Genomic DNA, 20,264 nt, shown 5'->3' on the forward strand with positions numbered 1-20,264 from the left:
GCGCCAAGATCAGTGGAACCCTTCCAACAATCCATCCGCCAGGCTCACCGGTATCCCCTTCAGGCTCGCCTTCACCCATGCCCGAGGCTCCGGTCCAGTCCGCCCGCATCCGGCACGCCCCCTGGTGGACCCGGGCCTTCCATGGCTTCAACCTGCTGGTGCTGGTGGTGATGGCGGCCAGCGGCCTGCAGATCTACAACGCCAATCCCGTGTTCGGCGGCCGCGAAGGCGCCACCATTCCGGATCTGTTGACGCTGGGGGGCTGGCTGGCGGGGGGGCGCGACTGGCACTTCGGGTTCATGGGGCTCTACGCCCTCAACCTCGGCGTCTGGATCGCCCTGCTGCTGGTCCAGCGGCGGCGGCGGCTGGCCCAGGCCGGTGATCTGAGCACCCTCAAGGGCAGCGGCAACGCTGGCAAGCGCCAGCTGGCCAGCCACCGGCTGGTGTACAGCCTGATGCTGATCCTGCTGGGCTTCAGCCTGATCACCGGCCTGGCGATGTACAAGCCGGCCCAGTTCTGGTGGCTTTCGAGCCTGTTTTCCTTCGGGGAGGCCTTCGGTGTCACCGCCTGGCAGACCCTGCGGGTCTGCCATTTCGCCACGATCCCTGCCATCGCTCTGTTGCTGATCGCCCACGTGCTGTTGTCGTGGCGGATCGGCGGGATGCGGCTGCTGCGCTCAATGCTCGCTTGAGTGCAGGCCCGTCTGAATCTCCATGCCCGCCTGAGCCCTGCCATGCCCAGCACACCCGTTCTCAGCCGCCGCCAGCTCCTGGGCCTGGGCATCTCCGGTGGCTCCTCGCTGCTGCTGGGCGGTTGTGCGCTCAATGACCTCAGTTCCTCGGTGGGCGACGCCACCCAACCCCTGAACGAACGTCTCGAAGCCCTGCTGCAGGGTCGGGGGCCGGTGCCGCTGTTCCGGCCCGATCAGGTGGAACCGGCTGCCCTGCTGATCAACAGCTTCAATGGCGTGCCCAGGCTTGATCCCAGCAGCTACCGCCTGCGGGTCGATGGCCTGGTGAGCCGTCCCCAGAGCCTGGGTCTGGCGGCTCTTGCGGCCCTGCCCCAACACACGTTGGTCATGCGCCACGTCTGCGTGGAGGGCTGGTCGGCGATCGTGGCCTGGTCGGGCGTGCGCCTGGCCGATGTGCTCAGCCTGGCGGGGATCTCGCCCCTGGGGGGCTACGTGGAGATCAGCTCGGCCGATCAGTATTTCTCCAGCTGGGACCGGGCCTCGGCCCTCCACCCCCAGACCCTGCTGGCCACGGGCATGAACGGCGCGCCCCTGCCGGCGGCGAACGGGGCCCCGGTGCGGATCGCCACCCCGATCAAACTGGGCTACAAGCTCAGCAAGTGGGTCACGGGCCTGCGGGTGGCCTCCAGCCTGGGCGAGCGCCGCGGCACCTGGGAAGACCAGGGCTACGAGTGGTTTGCGGGGCTCTGAGGTCCGCCGTCTGATCAGTGCGTGGCGGAGGGGTTGTCCATTTCCCCAGAATGCTGCGTTCCCAGGCTCGTGCCATGGATGCCTCCGGCCTGCTCGAGCAGATCCTTCCCGCCCTGCGCTCCCCCGCCGGCGCCGTGGCCTTCGTGCCGCTGTATGCCCTCTGGGTCACGCTGCTGCTGCCCGGCGTGTGGGCCTCGATGCTGGCGGGCGCCCTCTACGGCACCTGGTGGGGCAGCGTGGTGGTGTTCGTGGGCGCCAGCCTCGGGGCGGTGGCCGCCTTCCTGCTGGGCCGCCACTGGCTGCGCGACTGGGCCCGCCGGCGGCTGGCGACGGTGCCGAAGCTGCAGGCGATCGAGGTGGCCGTGAGCCGCGAGGGGCTGCGCCTGGTGCTGCTCACCCGCCTGTCGCCGGCATTTCCCTTCAGCCTGCTGAACCTGGCCTACGGGCTCAGCGAGGTGAGCCTGCGCGACTACTGCATCGGCCTGATCGGCATCCTCCCTGGCACCGTGCTCTTCTGTGCCCTCGGTGCCCTGGCCGGCGACGTGGCCCGCTTCGGGGACGTGCTGCACGGCCAGGCCGATGCCGGCACCTGGGCCCTGCGGATTCTGGGGGTCATCGCCACGGTGGGCTCGGTGTGGGTGGTGGGCAGGGCGGCCCGGCGGGCGCTGGAGCAGCAGGAATCCAGCTGAAGCGCCTCGCGTCAGGATCCCTGCCCGGGTTCAGGGCCCGGCCTGCGCGTCCGGATCGGGCAGGGGCCAGTCGCGGATCGCTGCGATCAGCACGAACCAGGCCAGCCGCAGCCTGGCCGGCAAGCCGGGGCGCGAGGCGAGCTCCAGGTAGCTGGCCCGGCCGCACTCGGTCTTGATCCAGCGGAAGACGGCCGGAGGGACAGGCGGGGGCGCAGAGGAGGCAGGAGGTCTGGGCATCGGACAAAGAGACGGTCAAATCAGAAGCGGCAAGGGCCGCATGCGCCAGGTTGGCCTAAGAGTTCGCTGAAAAGCCATGTCCTGTCTGCGACATGGGTCAACCGCTCAGTCGTGATCAGAGCTCAACAGGAGCTCAGCAGCTCTCTGTCCTCCCTCCTGGATTCTGCGGGTGGGCCCACCGGCACGCCTCTGGCCCTGGAATCGCTCTGATCGAGCTCAGCACAGGGCTCAGTGCATCAAGGAACACAAGCCGACATGTCAGCAAACACCTTTGCCAGAATAATTTCAGGCTCTTAAACAGTTGTTAGTGATCACAAGGCGGGGCCTCTGAGAGCTTCAAGAGCCTAGGATTTCATCCATGGTCGCTTCATCAAACGGCTTCTTCGGTCTGAATCAAGCGCTGCATGGTGGACGTGGACGCCGGAGGTCATTCTCCTTCGATCGATTTGAGGACAAGCTTTCCAGGTTTGCTCGCAGGTTCCGTTTCAATGCGGACCCTGCCGATCCCTTACTTGGCAGTCTCGATCTTTCGCCAGGCGGCACCACTGGCGAACAGCTCCAGACCGAGATCTCTGCCTATGTGCGACTCGGCAAGAAGCTGTTTCTGCTCTCCTCGGGGGGAGGTCAAACGCTTCAGATCACCGATGCAACCAATCCGGCCTCGCCGCAACTGGTGGAGCGCCGTAGCTACGGCGGTGCCTACAACAGCACCTCGGTGGCAGCCTACGGAAACCTGGTGGCTGTGGCCCTCACGCCGGCGGACTACGACGACATCCCCTCCAAGGGCCTGGTGCGCTTTTTCCGGATGGGGAGGAACGGCCGGCTCACCAAGTTGCGAGATGTGGAAGTCGGCTATCTGCCTGACGGCATCGCCTTCAGCAAGGATGGACGCCAACTGGTAATCGCCAATGAGGCCCAGCCCAGCGGTGACTACGGCATCGATCCTGCGGGCTCGATTGGCATTATCGACATCAAGGGCTCCAGACTCAACCCTCGCTTCAACTATACGGATCTCAGCTTTGACGGCCTGGATCTACCCACTGGCCTGCGCATTTCCGGTCCCGACGGCACCACCGCATCCCAGGACATTGAGCCAGAGTACATCAGCATTCTCGGTGACAAAGCCTACGTCAGCCTTCAGGAAAACAACGGCGTGGCCGTAGTTGATCTGAGGACCCGCCGCATCGTGGCGATTCACGAACTGGGCTCAGTCGATTACAGCCAGTTAGCCGTAGATCTCTCCGACAGAGATGGCAGCAACGGTGGCGAGGACTTCCTGCCCCAACTGGGACAGGATTTTGTCGGCTTACGCATGCCCGATGGTATCAGCGCCTTCCAAGTGGAAGGCAAGACCTACTACATCACCGCCAATGAAGGGGATGCCCGGGAATACGGAGACTATGAAGATATAGCCCGCAATCCCGCTGCCGCCAATGGCCGACTGGACACCATCCTGGCCTCTGATGGCACGCCCACCAACGTCTCCCTTGGTAGTCGCTCGGTGAGCATCTTTGATGCCCAGACCGGCGAGCTTGTCTGGGACAGCGGGAACAGCCTTCAGACAATCGCCTTCGCAGCGGGCACGTATGACGACGGCCGCAGTGATGCCAAGGGTGTGGAGCCCGAGACGGTGACGACCATCCAGGAAGACGGCCGCACTTACGCCATCGTGGGGATGGAGCGTGGCCTCAAGACCACCCTGGTCATCTTCGACATCAGTGAGCCGACGAATGGCCAGTACGTCAGCCACAGCGTGATTGAGGGCAGTCTCTCCCCCGAGGGCCTGCTGGTGATTCCCGCCAAGGACAGCCCCACACGCCGCAGCCAGTTGGTGATCTCCAATGAGGTCAGCAACACCCTGGACATCCTCGACCTGAGTGCTCTGATCAACACCCCTGGCCCCGGCAGTGCGGGCGTCTTCGAGCATACGATGCTCAAGGATGTGGCCGGAGGGCCCGAGCTGCAGATCAGCAGTCTGATCACCAATGGTGAGTTCACCAACGGCCTGGAGCCCGGCGCCAGTGTCTACACACCCACCGGCATCTTCGATGGCCTTGGTGCCTACGACAACGGAGATGGCACCTACACCGTGCTGGCCAACAGCGAGCTCAACAACGGCACCGGCACCCCCTATGTAGTGGGCGGTGTGGCCCTCAACGGCGCCCGCATCCACAAGCTGATCGTTGACAAGGACGTCGATGATGACGCCAGCAACGGCTACCAGTCGGCGGTGATCGATGGAGGGATCGCTTACACAACCATCGTGGATGCCAACGGCAATCTGGTCACCGATGCCGCCCAGCTGAACGGAGGTTTCAATCGCTTCTGTTCTGGCAGTTTCGAGATAGCCGACCGTTTCGGGGCCGGCCATGGCTTTGTGGATTCCATCTACCTCACCGGTGAGGAGACGGATGAGGGTCTCTTCTATGCCCTCGACACCGCCACCGAAACCCTCTACGCCCTGCCGGGGCTGGGCCGCGGTGGCTGGGAAACCGCCGTGCAGGTGGACACGGGCAGCGCGAACACCGTGGCTGTGATCCTGATGGATGACAACACCTCCCCCCTCTATCTGTGGGTGGGCAGCAAGTCGGTGGATCCGGCGGCCTCTTTCCTGGAACGCAACGGCCTGGCGGCGAGCCAGGGCAATGTCTACACCTGGGTTCCGACGGGTGGCAGCATTGGCACGGATGCTGGCCTGGTCGAGCAGGACTACACGGATGATGATGTCGACAATCCGGTGGCTGTACCCGATTCCGCTGACCTCACCGCTGACCTCAATGGCCTGGCCCTGGGCACCGCCGCCGCCGGCAGCTGGGAGCTGGTGGGCGACGGCTCCACAGTGGCCAGCTGGGATGAGGCCACCCTGCGAGCCAACGCCAACGCCCTCGGGGCGCTCCAGCTCAGCCGCCTGGAGGACGCCAGCATCAATCCCACCAATGGCCAGCAGGTGGTGTTCGCCACCACCGGCAATTCGGCCTTTGCTGGGGCCGACACCTTCGGCAACCTGATCACCCTGGATCTCAGCGGTGCTTTCAATCCTGATGGAGAGATTGTTGCGGGAAACAACAGCACCAATCTGACCGTGATTTATGACGGCGATCGAGAAATTTCTGATTGGGAGACTACCAACGGGAGTGCGATCGATACGCCCGAAGAACAGGCCGCCTTCGGTGCCACGATCATCCGCAGCCCCGACAACCTCACCTGGTCGGCTGATGGGTCAATCTATGTGCAGGAAGATCGCTCGGTGCCTGCGCCTTACTTCGCCCAGGAAGAGGCCTCGATCTGGAAGGTGAGCCCCACCGAGACAGATTCCATCACGGGCCAGGCCTCCACTGAACGCTGGGCCCAGATCGATCGGACCGCAGTCCCTACCGACTACGGCCAGACCGACCCCAGCGCTACCGATCCGGGCAATTGGGAATCCTCCGGGATTCTTGATGTCTCCACCCTCTACAACCAGCTCCCCGGCACCAGTTTCCTGGCCGACGTACAGGCCCACAGCCTGCGCGACGGCAACATCGGCGAGAACGGCAACCTTGTGCAGGGTGGCCAGCTCAACCTGATCCAGGACACCGGCGTGCTCTGAGCCTTCGGGTGACCCGCCGATGATGTTGAGGGCCCCCAGCTGGGCCCTTTTTCATGCTTCGGCCAGCAGGGCCAGCAGAGCCGCTTCATCCAGCACCGCCACTCCGAGGCTTTCCGCCTTGGCCAGCTTGCTGCCGGCCTCCTCGCCGGCCACCACGTAGCTGGTCTTCTTGCTCACCGAGCCGGTGACCTTGCCGCCGGCGGCCTCGATCCGCTCCTGGGCCTGGCGGCGGCTGAGGCTGGGCAGGGTGCCGGTGAGCACGAAGGTGGAGCCAGCCAGGGGCGCCGCCAGGGCCGCGGCCCCCTCGCTGGGACCGGCCATGGCCTGCTGCTCGGCCGCACTGAAGGCCAGGGAGAAGCCGAGCTGCTCCAGCTCCGCCAGCAGGGCCTGGTTGGCCGGGGTGCCGAACCACTGCTGCAGGCTCTGGGCGATCTCCCCGCCGATGCCGAACACGGCGATGATCCGCTCCGGGCTGTCGGCGGCGGCGGCGGCCAGATCGGCGGCGCTGGGGAAGGCGCGGGCCAGGGCCTTGGCATTCACCTCCCCCACGTGATGGATGCCGAGCCCGTAGAGCTGCCGCGGCCAGGGCTGGGTTCTGGAGGCCGCCAGGGCCGCCACCAGATTGGCGGCACTCTTCTCGCCCATCCGCTCCAGGCTGGCCAGCAGGGCTGCATCGAGCCGGTAGAGATCGGCGATCGAGGCCACCAGGCCCCGATCCACCAGCTGCTCGATCAGCTTGCCGCCGAGGCCGTCCACATCCAGGGCCCCCTTGCTGACCCAGTGGCGCAGGGCGCCCCGCAGGATCGCCGGGCAGCTGCTGTTGACGCAGCGGGTGGCCGCCTCGCCCTTCTCCCGCACCAGCTCCGAGCCACATTCCGGGCAGGTCTGGGGCAAGGCCAGCCGCGGAGCCGCCGCAGGCCGCAGCTCCGGCAGCACCCGCACCACCTCCGGAATGATCTCGCCGGCCTTTCGCACCACGATCGTGTCGCCGGCATGGAGATCCAGCTCCGCCAGGCGGTCGGCGTTGTGGAGGGTGGCGCGGCTCACCGTGGTGCCGGCCAGGGGGACCGGCTCGAACTCGGCCACGGGCGTCACCACGCCGGTGCGTCCCACCTGGCAGGCCAGCCGCAGCAACTTGCTGGGGGCCTCCTCGGCGGCGTACTTGAGCGCGATCGCCCAGCGGGGTGCCTTCTGGGTGAAGCCGGCATCGGCCTGCAGGCGCAGATCGTTGAGCTTCACCACCACGCCGTCGGTGGCATAAGGCAGCTGCCGGCGCCCCTCCTCCCACTGGGCGAAGAAGGCCTCCACCGCCGCCAGATCGTTCAGAAGCGAGGCATTGGGATTCACCCGGAACCCGGCCCTCTGCAGCCACTGCAGCGCCTGCCACTGGCCGGTGGGGCGCTGGGGATCAGCGGCGGCGGGCTGCCAGTCGTCCGGCAGATGCAGGGTGTAAGCGAAGAAATCGAGCCGGCGGGCGGCCACCACCCGCGGATCCAGCTGGCGCAGGGTGCCGGCGCAGGCGTTGCGGGGATTGGCGAACAGGGCCTCGCCCCGGGCCTGCCGCTCGACATTGATCGCGGCAAAGGTCGCGTCGGGGATCAGGGCCTCGCCGCGCACCTCCACCCACTCCGGCGGGCGCTTGAGCTGGAGCCGCAGCGGCACGCTCTGGATCGTGCGCACGTTGGCGGTGATCTCCTCGCCCCGCTCGCCGTCGCCGCGGGTGGCGGCCCGCACCAGCAGGCCGTGCTCGTAGCTGAGGGCGAGGGCGTTGCCGTCGATCTTGAGCTCGCCCACCATCGCCAGGGCCGGCAGGGGAGCGCCGGGCTGGGGCTGGCGATCCAGCACCTTGAGCAGCCGTCCGTACCAGGCCTCCAGCTCCTCGAGGGAGAAGGCGTTATCGAGGCTGAGCAGGCCGATGCGGTGGGCCACACTCACGAACCCCTCGGCCGGGGCCCCACCGACGCGCTGGGTCGGGCTGTCCGGCGTGATCAGCTCAGGATGGGTCCCCTCGAGCTCCAGCAGCTCCCGGTAGAGCCGGTCGTAGACCGGATCCTCCATCGCGGGGGCGTCGAGCACGTAATAGGCATGGGCGGCGCGGCTGAGCAGCCGCCGCAGCTCCTCGGCCCGCTGCCGCGCGGCCCCCGGGGCTGGGCCGCCACCGCCGTTGGGGGCGCCGCCCCTCGGGTCCGTCGTGCTCACGGCGGCCATCCTGCGCTGGCGATCAGGCCGCGGCCAGCCGCTGGATGCGGTCCACCCGCCAGGCCTCGTCGACCTTGGCGAAGGTGAAGTCGAGCGGCAGTTCCTCGTTGCCTTCGGATTTGAGCTTCACCGTGAGGATGACCTGGCCGTCCTGAATGCGGGGGCGGCCGCTCTTGAGGTTGCGGTACTTGTTGAGCTGCAGGCCGGCCAGGAAGCGGATGAACTGCTGGCGGTTCACGTGGGAGCGGTAGTTCTTGGTGGTGAGCAGGTAGGCCCCATCCACCTGGCCGCTGGCCACCTGGGTGAAGAACTGCTTGATCAGCGGGTTGATCCCCCTGGCGCTGATCACCAGCCGCACGGCACTGATGGTCCAGTAAAGAAGCAGGGCGCCGGCTCCGGCCAGCAGGGCCTTGCTACCGATCGTGCGGGCCAATCCCCAGTCCATGTGCGCGCGGCTGCAGTTCAGAGCACCGGAGTCTGACGGACGGGCCGGTCAGACTGTCGCCGCGGGACCACCAACCCCATGACCCTGGAGCCCCTGCTGCCCCTGTTCCACCGCCTCGACCGGGAGCATTTCGACGGCAGCCTGGCGCCCGGCGGGCAGCCGCTGGTGACCCTGCGCTGGAGCGATGGCCGCCTGTCGCGTACCGCCGGCCTCTACCGCCGTGGCCGCCGCGCCGATGGCAGCGACCTCTGCGAGATCGTGCTGTCGCGCCCGCTGCTGGAACCGCTGCCGCGCCAGGCCACCCTGAGCACGCTCTGCCACGAGATGATCCACGCCTGGGTGGACCGGATCCTCGACCTGCGGGAAGTGCATGGCCCCCACTTCCGCGCCCGCATGGCATCGATCAACGCCCGCCAGCACGACTTCGTGGTGAGCCTGCGCCACAGCTTCCCGGTCCCCACCACCGCGACCCGCTGGATCGCCCACTGTCCCCGATGCGGCCTGCAGGCCCGCTACCAGCGCCGCCGCCGCAACCTGGCCTGCCGCCAGTGCTGCGAGCGCTGGCACAACGGGCTCTGGCACGCCAGCTGCGTGCTGGTGTTCAGGCCGGCCCAGGAGCCTGTCGGGGCCGCTCGGCAAGGCCTCTAGGGTCGCGCCATGGACAGCTTTCTCTGGGCCCTGCAGTTCGGCGGTCTCACCATCGCGCTGGTGGGCCTGCGCCGGGAGCGGTGGCTGGCGGGGCGGCGTCGATAGGCTGAACCGAGCAGGTGGCCCGATGAGCGACGAACCCCGTTGGAACTCCCGGCCGGGCAGTGGGCGGCGCGGCGATGACCCGCTGGAGCAGCGGCTGGATCGTTGGGTGAGCGCGGGACGGCAACTGGTGGATGGGGTGTCCGGGGCTCGCCCTGGCTCGCGTCCGTCAGGGCGTGGAGCCACCCCCCGAGCCGGTTCACGGCCACGCCTCGACGACCTGGGCCGCTGGATGGGCGACAAGCTCGACTGGCTGCTCGATGACAACGACGACGACTGGCGCGAACCCTGGCAGCAGAACGACCCGACCCCCCGCCGGCCTGAACCCGAGCCGCCGGTGACGCGCTCCCGTGATGACGGGTCCGGTGATGGGCGATTTCCTGACGAGCGTTCGACCCGTTGGCGTTCCGGCTCCGGAGCATCCAGCGGCGGATCGTTCAACGCCGAACCGTTCACCACCGAACCGTCCGGGGCTGGACGTTCCAACCGGGGAGCGTCCCGTGCTGGACAGGGCACCGGTGGTCGGCGCCCCCTCGAAGCCATCTCCCGGCGCCAACGGGCTGGTGGATCCGCCGGCACCAACCCGCGGATCGCCAGCTCCGGCCCACGCGCCTCCCAGCCGGTCGACTCCCGTTCAGACCAGGCCAGGCCAGCCGAAACCAGGCCGCCCAGGAGCGAACCAGACACCCAGGAAGAGTGGCCTGATCAGGCCAACTTCAGCCTACCCCGCTGGCAGCGTCCCAGCCCCGGCACGACTCCAACGGCGCCCACGACGCCCATCGAGCGGGAAGCGGGCGGGCGGCCCCTGCCCCGATCCAGCCGTCGCCGGCCCTAGAGCTGACCAGCGGTACCCATCCCCCTGCTTAGCCTGAACCTGCATTGGCGCAGAGATCATGAGCAGTCTGGTGGTGGTGAGCTTCCCGAAGGTGGAGGAGGCCGAGCAGGTCCGCCGGGAGCTGGTGGACATCCAGCGGGAGCAGCTGATTTCCCTGGAGGATGCCGTGGTAGTGGAGCACGACTCGGAAGGCCAGGTGCACCTGCGCCAGGCGATCAACCTGGCCGCCGCCGGTGCCCTGGGCGGCGGCTTCTGGGGCACCCTGGTGGGCCTGCTCTTCCTCAATCCCCTGCTCGGCGCCGCCGTGGGTGCCGGGGTGGGCGCCGCCTCCGGGTCCCTGTCGGATCTGGGCATCAACGACGCCTTCATGCGCGAGCTGGGCGAAACCCTGCCCAAGGGCAGTGCCGCCCTGTGCCTGCTGGTGCGGGAGGCCACGCCGGATCGGGTGATCGAGCGGCTGCGCACCCACGCCCCCCACGCCAAGCTGCTGCGCACCAACCTCAGCCACACCGACGAAGACCATCTGCGCGAGCTGCTTGACAAGGCGAGCAAGCAGGCCCAGGCCCTGCGGCTGGCCTGAGTTTCGCGGCACCCCTGGCCCTGGCGTGGGCAGGATCATGCCAGGGGTCTGGAAACAGGGGTCTGGAAAGGCCTTCCCCGCTACCTGAGGCTCTCGCGCCGGCCACCTTTGGGCTGAGCCATGCCGCTGCGTTTCGGTGGCTGGACCCGAAAGCTGGAGCCGAGCTGACCCAGGGCCAGGTTCACGGGCCGCACCAGCTCCTGGGGCAACTCGCTGGCCATCTCCTCGGCCGAGGTGCTGATTCCAGGCGCTCCCAGTTGGAGGGCGCTGAGCAGGTCGGCCCAGAGCGAAACCAGGGAGCGCTGGGCCATGGGCATCAGACCATCACCCTCCAGCACCGAGGCACAACCCTGGCGGCTCCAGAGGGCGCTGTGGTGGTGGTGGCGAGGCGGCCCCATCACGGCCAGGCCGAGTCGCAAGGCCTCCGCGGTCGGCTCGCCGCTGCGTTCCCGCAGGCCAGCCGCCACCAGGATGCGCCCCGTCTGCACGGCCGAAACGCCATAAAGGCGACCGAGGTCGGTGAGGCTCAGCCATTCCACAGCCGGGCCGGGAGAGGGCGGGCCAGTGCGCCGGGAGTGAGAGTTGGCCATGGCGGCATCGATTCAGACGTCCACATGCTCCGGCGGCCACGAAGGTCGTCAATCTGTCAACAACAAACAGTGACAACGCGTTACCAACTTCATAAAGCGTTGTTCAGAAGGGTGCCAATGGACATCAGGTCGATCGACATCAGAAGCGGCCGCCGTTAGAGGCTGTGGGCCAGCCTGGGGGCAACCGAGGCATGGCTGGGTATCGCTGCGGAGGATCCAACTGCCGGGGTACCAGCGGGCCCTAGCCAATGCTCCAGCAAGGGAGAGAACACTTCGCGGATCACAGTCAGTTCCTGACCACCGCGAAAGAAGCGGTAATGGCGGCTCCAGAACGGTCCCGCCACCCCGAAGCCCCGCTCCAGCCAGGGAGCCTCCACAAGGGCCAGGCCATCCACCTCCCGGAACAGCTCCGCACGGTTAGTGGTGAGGCTGCGCCAGATGGGCAGGCGCCGATCCTGGAGATGGGCTTCCGCCTCCGCCTGATTCCACCAGCTCTCGGCCCAGGCCAGGGTATGGGCGCCGCAACGCAGCCACACCTGGCGGCGCAACAGGGGAGGGGCCAGTTCAGCCACCTCAGCCGGGGGATGGGCGCCAGCTGGCTGTTCGGGCTCGGCTGCCATGGCAATCAGCTCCACCTGCACGGGCGTACCCGTAAGCAACTGCAGATGGCGGGTCGGGCTGCCATCGCCGAGCAACAGCAACTTCCAGGGCCCGGTGAGCGGCTGGGTGGCGGCGGCATCCAGGCCCGCCGTTGCCTCCACCACGTCCTGATACGGGGCCTGCCAGAGAATCCGAGGCGAGGGCAGCAACGGAGCGGACCCAGTCATGCACAGCCTCAGGCCCGGAGATTCACCCTAGGCAGAGGCTTCGATCGACCGCGCCGAACAAGGAACTGAGGATCCAACCGGGATGGCGGAACCCTGGCCTCAGAAACCGCTGCTGATGCTGATGCGGCGTTGCTGGCCACCACGCTCGATCACGGCGCTGTCGCCGGTGGCTGAGCGCAGTCGCCAGCCACTGCCACCGATCGACTCGCCCACTCCGGCCGTGGTGGAGGTGCCGCCCATCTGGAAGATGGCCGAACCTCCCCGGCCGGGGATCTGCACCACACCCACGAGCTGAGGAGCATCGCCACCGCCGCCGCCTCCCTCAGAGCCATCTGCACTGGCGCTTGAAGCCTGAGCAGAGCCCCCACCGCCTCCGCTGGAGGCCGGGGCAGGTGTGGCGATCGAGGAACTCACGGGCACCCTCAGGGGCGCGGCCGTGGGGGCACCGCCCTGGGGCAACGTGGCCAGCTCCTCCATCCAGGGCTCATCGGGCGGCGGCGGCGGCAGCGATGCACTGACTCCCTCCTCGGGGGGAGCGCCACGCTTGCCTTCGGCAGGGTCGGTGTTGCCGGCCGGCGTGGTTGTGGCGGCAGGGCCCAGTGCCCGCAGCCGCTCCACCAGCAGCAGATTTCTCTCCTGACGCAGGGCCTGCTGGGTGGCGTTCCAGTGGCTGAGCAGGAGCAACGAGCTGGCTCCCATGGCCAGGCAGGTGCCACCAAAACCAGCGAGCGCCAGGCCGGGACGCTCACTGACCCACTCGCCGAGCCGGCGGTGCCAGGGAATCCGGGTGATCTGGACTGCATTCGGCACCATGCCACGCCGACCGCTCGCGGCCAGGGGATCAGCGACGAGCTGATGGTGCGGCAAAGGGGCATCCGGGGGCTCTGGCGGGGCTCCAGCCATCGGGGCGGCAGCCGCCGCCGGCGCTGTGGCTGCCGCCATGGGTTCGGCAACAGCCATCGGCGCCGGGACAGAGCCTGGAGATGTTGCAATCTGCAGTCCGGCTTCCACAGCCTGCATCGCAGGGGGGACGGCCTGTTCTGCAGGCATCGGGGTCGCCGCCGCAGACACCCCGGCGGCGCTGAACAGCGAGCCGGCCACAGGCGTGTCGCACAACTCCACCTCGATCGTGGGGGCCGGATCGAAGACCCGGTTGAGGAGTTGATCGGCCTTGAGCTCCCAGTAGGCCCGGGAGGTGGGAATGCCTCGACGGGGCGACACGCGTGCGTCTCAGGAAGAGCGCCTCAACGTACCGACCTTGTCCAGGGTTGACGAGGTCGAAGGGGACGGTGCTGCGGCCGCCTCACGACGCTTTCGCAGCTCCAGCCAGAGCAGCAACGCGGTCACATCCGCCGGACTCACTCCCGGAATACGGGCCGCCTGCCCGAGGCTGAGGGGCTGGATCGCCGCCAGCTTCTCGCGAGCCTCCCTGGAGAGGGTGGCGATGGCGGCGTAGTCCAGGTCGGCGGGGATCGGGCGATGCTCCTGCCGTTGCACCTGGTCGATCTGCTGCTGCTGGCGGGCCAGATAGCCGCTGTACTTGATGTCGATCTCAGCGGCTTCCCGCACCACGGCCGGCAGCTCCGGATCGGCCAGCCCATGGCGCACCAGGGCAGTGGCATGGAATCCGGGGCGGCGCAGCAGATCGGCCAGCAGGATCGATCCCTTGATCGGCGCGCCGGTTTCGGCCTCCACCGCCGCGGCCGCAGGATCGCTCCCCTTGAGACGCACGGTTTCGAGCCGGCGTTTCTCGGCCGCGATCGCCTCCTGCTTGCGCTCATAGATCGCCCAGCGGCGGTCATCGATCAGGCCCAGCTCGCGGCCCAGGGGAGTGAGGCGGCGATCGGCGTTGTCGCCGCGCAGCATCAGGCGGTATTCACTGCGGCTGGTGAGCACCCGGTAGGGCTCGCGCAGATCCTTGGTCACCAGGTCGTCGATCAGGGTGCCGATGTAGCTGCCTTGGCGGGGGACCTGCACGGGCGCCTGGCCGCGCAGCCGCCGAGCCGCATTGAGGCCAGCCACCAGGCCCTGGGCCGCGGCCTCCTCATAGCCGGTGGTGCCGTTGAGCTGGCCGGCGCTGAACAGCCCCGCGATCCGCTTGGTCTCCAGCGAAGGCTTCAGCTGCGTGGCCGGGAGGTAGTCGTAGTCGACGGCGTAGGCGGGCCGCAGCATCACGCACTGCTCCAGCCCCGGCAGGGTGCGCAGCAACTGCAGCTGCAGACGCTCGGGAAGCCCGGTGGAGAAGCCCTGGATGTAGAGCTCCGGGGTGTCGCGTCCCTCCGGCTCCAGAAAGATCTGGTGGCTGTCCTTATCGGCGAAGCGCACGATCTTGTCCTCGATCGAGGGGCAGTAACGCGGGCCGGCGCTGTCGAGGAAGCCGCCGTAGATGGGGGTGAGGTGAAGGTTGTCGCGGATCAGCTGATGGGTGGCCGCCGTGGTGCGGGTGAGGTGGCAGCTCATCGGCTCGCCGCTCACCCAGCTGGCCGGATCGAAGGAGAAGAAGCGGTCGTGGGCATCGCTCGGCTGCTCCTCCAGCTGATCGAGGGCCACGCTGCGGCGATCGACCCGGGCCGGGGTGCCGGTCTTGAGGCGATCGGTGCGGAATCCGAGGGCCTGCAGGGCTTCGGTGAGCCCCTCGGCGGCCTGCTCGCCGGCGCGACCGGCCGGCATCGACTGATTTCCCACCCAGATCTGGCCCCCCAGAAAGGTGCCGGTGGTGAGCACCACGGCACCGGCTTCGTAGGTGCTGCCGAAATAGGTGCGCACCCCCAGGATGCGGCCAATGGGGCCGCTGATCGGGCCACTGCCCTGGGAAGCGGCTGGCGGCAGGGGCTCACCACTCTCCAGCTCCACCTCCAGCCCCGTGACCATCGCCTCGCGCAGGTGCAGGTTGGGGGTGTGCTGCAACAGCTGCAGCATCTGGCGGGCGTACTGGCGCTTGTCGGTCTGGGCGCGCAGGGCCCACACCGCCGGACCGCGGCTGGCATTGAGCACCCGTTTCTGCAGGGCCGTGGCATCGGCCAGGCGACCAATCACGCCGCCGAGGGCATCGACCTCGTGCACCAGCTGGCTCTTGGCGGGCCCGCCCACCGCCGGGTTGCAGGGCTGCCAGGCGATCCGATCGAGGTTGAGGCTGAACAGCGCCGTGGACAGCCCCAGCCGCGCCGCCGTGATCGCCGCCTCGCAGCCGGCATGGCCACCGCCCACCACGATCACGTCGAAGGATTCGGTGGGGGGTGCGGAGAAAGCCATGAGGGAAATGTATGGCGTGTGCCGCCACGGCGGGCGCGGGCGAGGTGCGAGCACCTGAGCACCTGAGCAGCTGAAGCTTCAGCCGATCAACGCGCGGGCGTGGTGTCGCAGATGGTCGTCGATGAAGCTGGCGATGAAGAAATAGCTGTGGTCGTAGCCTTGCTGAAGGCGCAGCTCCAGCGGCTGGCCCGCAGCCCTGCAGGCGGTTTCGAGGTCGTGGGGCCGCAGCTGCTCGGCCAGGAAGGGATCGGCCGTGCCCTGATCCACCAACAGCGACAGGAGATCTCCGTCGGGTCCCCGCAGGGTGGCGCCGCCCTCCAGCAGGCCACAGGCATCCCAGGCAGCCCAGCTCAGAGGATCGGGACCGAGCAGGTGATCGAACGCCTTGCGGCCCCAGGGGCACAAGCTGGGATGGGCGATCGGTGCGAAGGCCGACACGGAGGCGTAGCGACCCGGGTGGCGCAGGCCGGACACCAGGGCCCCATGGCCCCCCATCGAATGACCGGCGATGCCGCGCCGATCGGAGCGAATCGGCAGCTCCGCCTCGACCAGGGCCGGCAGCTCCTCGACCACATAGCTGTGCATGCGGTAGTGGCGACGCCAGGGCTCGGCGCAGGAGTCCACATAAAAGCCGGCGCCATGGCCGAAATCCCAGCCGCCATCCGGATCGCCCGGCACCTCGTGCCCGCGCGGGCTGGTATCGGGCAACACCAGGGCCAGGCCCAGTTCCGCCGCCAGCCGCTGGGCACCGGCCTTCTGGCCGAAGTTCTCATCGGTACAGGTGAGGCCCGACAGCCAGTGAAGGGCCGGAACAGACCCGCCGGCGAGGGCCTGGGGAGGCAGAAACACACCGAACACCATCTCACAGGCCAGCTGCCGGGAGCGGTGCCGGTAGCGGCGATGGAGACCGCCGAAGCTGCGACTCTCGGAGAGCAGGGTGAGCATCCCAGTGGACCCGCAGTGATTCGGCCTATCTTATCTGTCCTGGAAAGATGTTCCAAGAACGGATGGATGCTTGATCAGGATGCAGAGCCGGGTGCGGACATGCTGAATTGAAGCCACTGCATCAACCCCCAGGAAGACAGCCGGGGCCACCCAAGACGACCCACCGCCAACCATACCGCGGCCAACAAGAGATAACTTTAAGGCGGAATCTCTATATCCAGACGCCTGTGGTCTTCGAAGACACATGTCGTGTTCATTTTGAATCCCTGCTCAGGAAACCATGCGAGATAGCGCCGATCACCTTTCTTCTCGTTCTCTGAAAGGTTTTTCTCGAACTTCTCTTCTGGCTTGTCGGCAAGAAACAGGTAAAGGCGATCATTGCGAATGATCCATGCGTTCAGGCTTACGGCTGGACCCAGGCAGTCACGTGCCCATACAAACTCCGGTTCGAATTCATTGGAGATTCCCCAGGAGCAGAAACCGCCATTCCTGGGGATGAACCGGCTTGGCGACTCAGCGAAACGCCTCATGTTTTCGCTGTTATGAAAATAGTATGTATAGCCAAGATGAACGTGCCTATAGGCCGGCTTGCCCCGCGCGGGAGGAGTGCCATCCGCACGGCCGAAAAAGGAAACGACATCGGCGCCACCCAGAACCGGATACGCCTTATTGGTGCAGTTGACGAGCGTTGGTATATGCGGACATTTGGGAATTTTAGATGCCGCGTAGAAGTTCGCCAGAAGAAATAGAAAGGTGGCCATGCCCGCCAAGCCTGCCAGCGCCTTGGCGAGACTATTGAAGGACTTTCGAGTCCCTGCGGGATGGCTCGCAGCAGCTGGAAGAGGCATGGATGGGTGTTCAGTTGGTTGTCGGCTAGATGGCCATCCATCGATTCACCGGATCAGGCGTCGAATCTGTCGACAGCAATTCCGTGAGATCCCACTTTCAATCGATCCCCTTGTCTCCGCCTCGGCTGTCTTGCCGAAGAATCATCAGCATTAGGATTTTTCACATCATTCAATTTACCCTGCAATGGTTTTGCCTGCCTGAAGAGGACCCATCATTCGCCTGCCAGAACGATGACCCTTCGGGTGAATACCCTTGGAGAGGCAATCGCCGGTCTGACGTCATGGTGCAGCCGATCAGAAGTGAATCACCGAGCGGATGCTCTGGCCCGCATGCATCAGCTCGAAAGCGCGGTTGATCTCATCCAGCCCCATCGTGTGGGTGATGAACGTATCGAGGGGGATCTCTCCCTTCTGGAATCGTTCCACGTAACCGGGCAACTCGGTGCGGCCTCGTACACCACCGAAGGCCGAGCCACGCCAGACCCGGCCGGTCACAAGCTGGAAGGGACGGGTGCTGATCTCCTGGCCGGCACCCGCCACCCCGATGATCGTGGATTCACCCCAGCCCTTGTGACAGGACTCCAGGGCGGCACGCATCACATCGACGTTGCCGATGCACTCGAAGGAATAATCCACACCCCCATCAGTGCGGTCGATCAGCACCTGCTGAATCGGGGCAGCGTAATCATGCGGGTTGAGGCATTCAGTGGCGCCAAGTTGTTGGGCAATCGTGAACTTCTCCGGGTTCAGATCAATGCCGATGATCCGCGAGGCCTTGGCCATCACCGCGCCGATCACCACCGCCAGGCCGATACCACCCAGACCGAACACGGCCACCGTGCTGCCGGGCTCCACCTTGGCCGTGTTGAGCACAGCACCGATGCCAGTTGTCACCCCGCAGCCAAGCAGACAAACCTTGTCGAGCGGTGCCTGCTTGCTGATTTTCGCCACAGCGATCTCCGGAAGTACGGTGTATTCGGAGAACGTAGAAGTACCCATATAATGATGAATCATCCGCCCCTGCTTCGAGAAGCGGCTGCTGCCGTCGGGCATCAATCCCTGGCCCTGTGTGGTGCGAATCGCCTGGCAGAGATTGGTCTTGCCGGAGAGACAGAATTTGCATCGTCGACATTCCGGCGTGTAAAGCGGAATCACGTGATCGCCCACCGCCACCGAGGTCACCCCAGCGCCCACCTCCTCCACGATCGCGCCACCTTCATGGCCCAGGATCGCAGGGAACAGGCCCTCGGGATCAGCGCCTGAAAGGGTGTAGGCATCGGTGTGGCACACGCCCGAGGCCACCACCCGCAGCAAGACCTCACCCTCCCGAGGCGGAGCCACGTCCACTTCGGTGACCTCCAGGGGCTGGCCTTGGGCCCAGGCCACGGCGGCGCGGGAGCGGATCATCGGCTGTGTGCTTCGGGTTCTCATCCTCTCCTGTCGCCGGGGCCAGGCCGACCCAACGGCGGCGGCCAGACGCATGGTGCAAGCCCCCCTGGCCCACCGCCTCAGGTTGCCGTGTTGAGCCAGCACGAGTAACTCCTGCCACTCGCCCTGCCGCAGGGCTACGTCCCAGCGGGGCGTAACCGCAACAGCCGGCCCTGCGGAGCATCGGTGAGCACATAGAGATCACCATCGGGGCCCTGACGCACATCACGCACCCGCTCGCCGATGGGAATGATCGATTCAGCGATCACATCGCCTGATTCATTCAACTGCAACCGGCGCACGCTTCGGGCCACCAGACCACCCGCGAAGAGGTTGCCGCGCCACTGGGGAACCCGATCTCCCTGCATCACGGCCAGGCCGGATGGAGCGATGGTGGCCATCCACACCCGACGCGGATCGGCGAATCCCGGCGAAGAGCTGGTGGGTGCCACGGAACGACCACTGTCGTATTCCCTGCTATGGGACACGATCGGCCATCCATAGTTGATGCCGGGGCTCAGCAGGTTGAGTTCATCCCCGCCGCGCGAACCGTGCTCCGTGGCCCACACGCTGCGGCGCACCGCGTCATAGGTCATGCCCTGGATGTTGCGGTGGCCGAGACTCCACACCGCCGCATTGGCTCCCTTACGGCCTACGAAGGGGTTGTCTGGAGGAATGGAATGGAGCCGTCCTCGCGGAGGCGGACCACCTTACCCAGGTGACTGGCCGGATTCTGGGCCTGAAGGCGGATCCAGGCGCCGTCCAGGCTCACCGGAGGATTGCCGCCATCACCGATCGACACCAGCAGGGTGTCATCGGGCAACCACACGAGACGGGATCCGAAGTGCTGGCCACCGGCCTTGGTCCGGTTCACCTCAAAGATCACCTGCCAGCCTCGCAGGGTCCGTCCATCGAAGCGAGCCCGGGCGACCCTGGTGCCGTTGGCCTGCTGATCGCCATGGGCATAGCTGAAATACACCCAACCGTTGTCGGCGAAGCCGGGATGCACCGCGACGTCGAGCAGCCCCCCCTGGCTTGAGGCGAACAGCTGCTCGGCCACCACATCCGCGGCGACCGGGGCCACACCAGCCACCGGAACAGGATCAAGCGTCCCCGCCCGAACGATCCGCAGGCGTCCCGGCCGCTCGGTGATCAGCAGATCGCCGTTGGGCAGCCAGTCCATGCCCCAGGGGTGCTCCAGCCCTTGCACCACCGGGGTCAGCGTCACCGGCTCCACGGGCAAGCCCTCTGGATCCGGACTCAACAGGGTGGCCGGGCGGGCGGCACCGGAAGCGGCAGTTTGAGCAGAGCCACCAGTTTGCGCGGCACACTGCGACAGTCCAAGCCCAAATGCCGCAACGACGGCACAACCGATCCCCAGGGTGATCCAGGGGGCCGAGTGGCTGCGAAACCGCTGAAGGGAGGAGAGCATGCCTTCTGGGCTGAGGGTTCCAGTCTGCTGGGATCACCGCATGTGGTGGAACCGTCGATCAGCTCAGGGCAGGCGCGATACCCGTTGGGGCCGTTGCAGGCAAGGCTGATTCAAAGTGCGTCACAGTCGCTCTGGCGCCGGTGCTCCCCATGGGGTGAACTGAGCAGGCTTGCCCC

The 20,264-nt window shown here is 66.8% G+C and carries 17 protein-coding genes and 1 pseudogene; 7 read left to right on the forward strand and 11 right to left on the reverse strand.

From position 1 onward, the window contains the following. Positions 1-77: 77 nt before the first annotated feature. From H8F24_RS04380 to H8F24_RS04390, 3 genes are all read left to right on the forward strand, one after another. Complete coding sequence (locus H8F24_RS04380; protein ID WP_197171119.1) at positions 78-692, forward strand: cytochrome b/b6 domain-containing protein; 615 nt, start codon at positions 78-80, stop codon at positions 690-692. A 42-nt stretch (positions 693-734) separates the two neighbouring features. Further along, positions 735-1,442, forward strand: a complete 708-nt coding sequence (locus tag H8F24_RS04385; RefSeq protein WP_197171121.1) for a molybdopterin-dependent oxidoreductase — start codon at positions 735-737, stop codon at positions 1,440-1,442. A gap of 74 nt (positions 1,443-1,516) precedes the next feature. Next, positions 1,517-2,131, forward strand: coding sequence for a TVP38/TMEM64 family protein (locus H8F24_RS04390; RefSeq protein WP_197171123.1), 615 nt, complete (start codon positions 1,517-1,519; stop codon positions 2,129-2,131). Between the two features lie 30 nt (positions 2,132-2,161). On the opposite strand, the gene H8F24_RS04395 is transcribed toward H8F24_RS04390, so the two are convergent. After that, positions 2,162-2,368 carry a hypothetical protein gene (locus H8F24_RS04395; protein WP_197171124.1) on the reverse strand — a complete coding sequence of 69 codons (207 nt, stop codon included), beginning with the start codon at positions 2,366-2,368 and terminating at the stop codon, positions 2,162-2,164. Between the two features lie 580 nt (positions 2,369-2,948). On the opposite strand from H8F24_RS04395, the gene H8F24_RS04400 reads away from it, so the two are divergent. Then, complete coding sequence (locus H8F24_RS04400; protein ID WP_197171126.1) at positions 2,949-5,957, forward strand: choice-of-anchor I family protein; 3,009 nt, start codon at positions 2,949-2,951, stop codon at positions 5,955-5,957. Positions 5,958-6,008: 51 nt separating this feature from the next. Here the strand turns inward: H8F24_RS04400 and ligA are convergent, their stop codons facing one another. Both ligA and H8F24_RS04410 read right to left on the reverse strand, forming a co-directional pair. After that, entirely contained in the window at positions 6,009-8,072 is a 2,064-nt protein-coding gene (gene ligA, locus H8F24_RS04405; RefSeq protein WP_231598223.1) for an NAD-dependent DNA ligase LigA, read from the reverse strand. Between the two features lie 106 nt (positions 8,073-8,178). Beyond that, positions 8,179-8,601, reverse strand: coding sequence for a hypothetical protein (locus H8F24_RS04410; protein ID WP_197158131.1), 423 nt, complete (start codon positions 8,599-8,601; stop codon positions 8,179-8,181). Positions 8,602-8,679: 78 nt separating this feature from the next. Between H8F24_RS04410 and H8F24_RS04415 the strand changes: the two genes are divergently transcribed. The 3 genes from H8F24_RS04415 (at position 8,680) to H8F24_RS04425 (ending at position 10,766) form a co-directional block, all read left to right on the forward strand. Then, entirely contained in the window at positions 8,680-9,249 is a 570-nt protein-coding gene (locus H8F24_RS04415; RefSeq protein WP_197158129.1) for a SprT family zinc-dependent metalloprotease, read from the forward strand. A gap of 127 nt (positions 9,250-9,376) precedes the next feature. Further along, positions 9,377-10,186, forward strand: a complete 810-nt coding sequence (locus H8F24_RS20100; RefSeq protein ID WP_197171130.1) for a hypothetical protein — start codon at positions 9,377-9,379, stop codon at positions 10,184-10,186. A 58-nt stretch (positions 10,187-10,244) separates the two neighbouring features. Next, positions 10,245-10,766, forward strand: a complete 522-nt coding sequence (locus H8F24_RS04425; protein ID WP_197171132.1) for a DUF1269 domain-containing protein — start codon at positions 10,245-10,247, stop codon at positions 10,764-10,766. Positions 10,767-10,846: 80 nt separating this feature from the next. Here the strand turns inward: H8F24_RS04425 and H8F24_RS04430 are convergent, their stop codons facing one another. The 8 genes and pseudogenes from H8F24_RS04430 to H8F24_RS04465 form a co-directional block, all read right to left on the reverse strand. After that, positions 10,847-11,356, reverse strand: coding sequence for a hypothetical protein (locus H8F24_RS04430; RefSeq protein WP_197158123.1), 510 nt, complete (start codon positions 11,354-11,356; stop codon positions 10,847-10,849). 155 nt (positions 11,357-11,511) lie between these two features. Then, positions 11,512-12,183 (reverse strand): chorismate lyase, encoded by a 672-nt coding sequence (locus H8F24_RS04435; protein WP_197171134.1) that lies wholly within the window; start codon positions 12,181-12,183, stop codon positions 11,512-11,514. Positions 12,184-12,282: 99 nt separating this feature from the next. Next, complete coding sequence (locus H8F24_RS04440; RefSeq protein ID WP_197171136.1) at positions 12,283-13,404, reverse strand: hypothetical protein; 1,122 nt, start codon at positions 13,402-13,404, stop codon at positions 12,283-12,285. Positions 13,405-13,413: 9 nt separating this feature from the next. Continuing rightward, positions 13,414-15,435: a tRNA uridine-5-carboxymethylaminomethyl(34) synthesis enzyme MnmG gene (mnmG, locus tag H8F24_RS04445; protein WP_197158118.1), complete on the reverse strand. Its 2,022-nt coding sequence runs from the start codon at positions 15,433-15,435 to the stop codon at positions 13,414-13,416. Between the two features lie 78 nt (positions 15,436-15,513). Further along, positions 15,514-16,380, reverse strand: coding sequence for an S-formylglutathione hydrolase (gene fghA / locus H8F24_RS04450; protein WP_197171138.1), 867 nt, complete (start codon positions 16,378-16,380; stop codon positions 15,514-15,516). 197 nt (positions 16,381-16,577) lie between these two features. Further along, entirely contained in the window at positions 16,578-17,228 is a 651-nt protein-coding gene (locus H8F24_RS04455; RefSeq protein WP_197171140.1) for a hypothetical protein, read from the reverse strand. Between the two features lie 294 nt (positions 17,229-17,522). Next, positions 17,523-18,635 (reverse strand): S-(hydroxymethyl)glutathione dehydrogenase/class III alcohol dehydrogenase, encoded by a 1,113-nt coding sequence (locus H8F24_RS04460; RefSeq protein WP_370594675.1) that lies wholly within the window; start codon positions 18,633-18,635, stop codon positions 17,523-17,525. A gap of 158 nt (positions 18,636-18,793) precedes the next feature. Next, positions 18,794-20,037 (reverse strand): annotated as a pseudogene (locus H8F24_RS04465) (PQQ-dependent sugar dehydrogenase). Positions 20,038-20,264: the final 227 nt, after the last annotated feature.

Origin of the sequence: Synechococcus sp. CBW1002 (assembly GCF_015840915.1) — a bacterium.
GTDB lineage: Bacteria > Cyanobacteriota > Cyanobacteriia > PCC-6307 > Cyanobiaceae > CBW1002.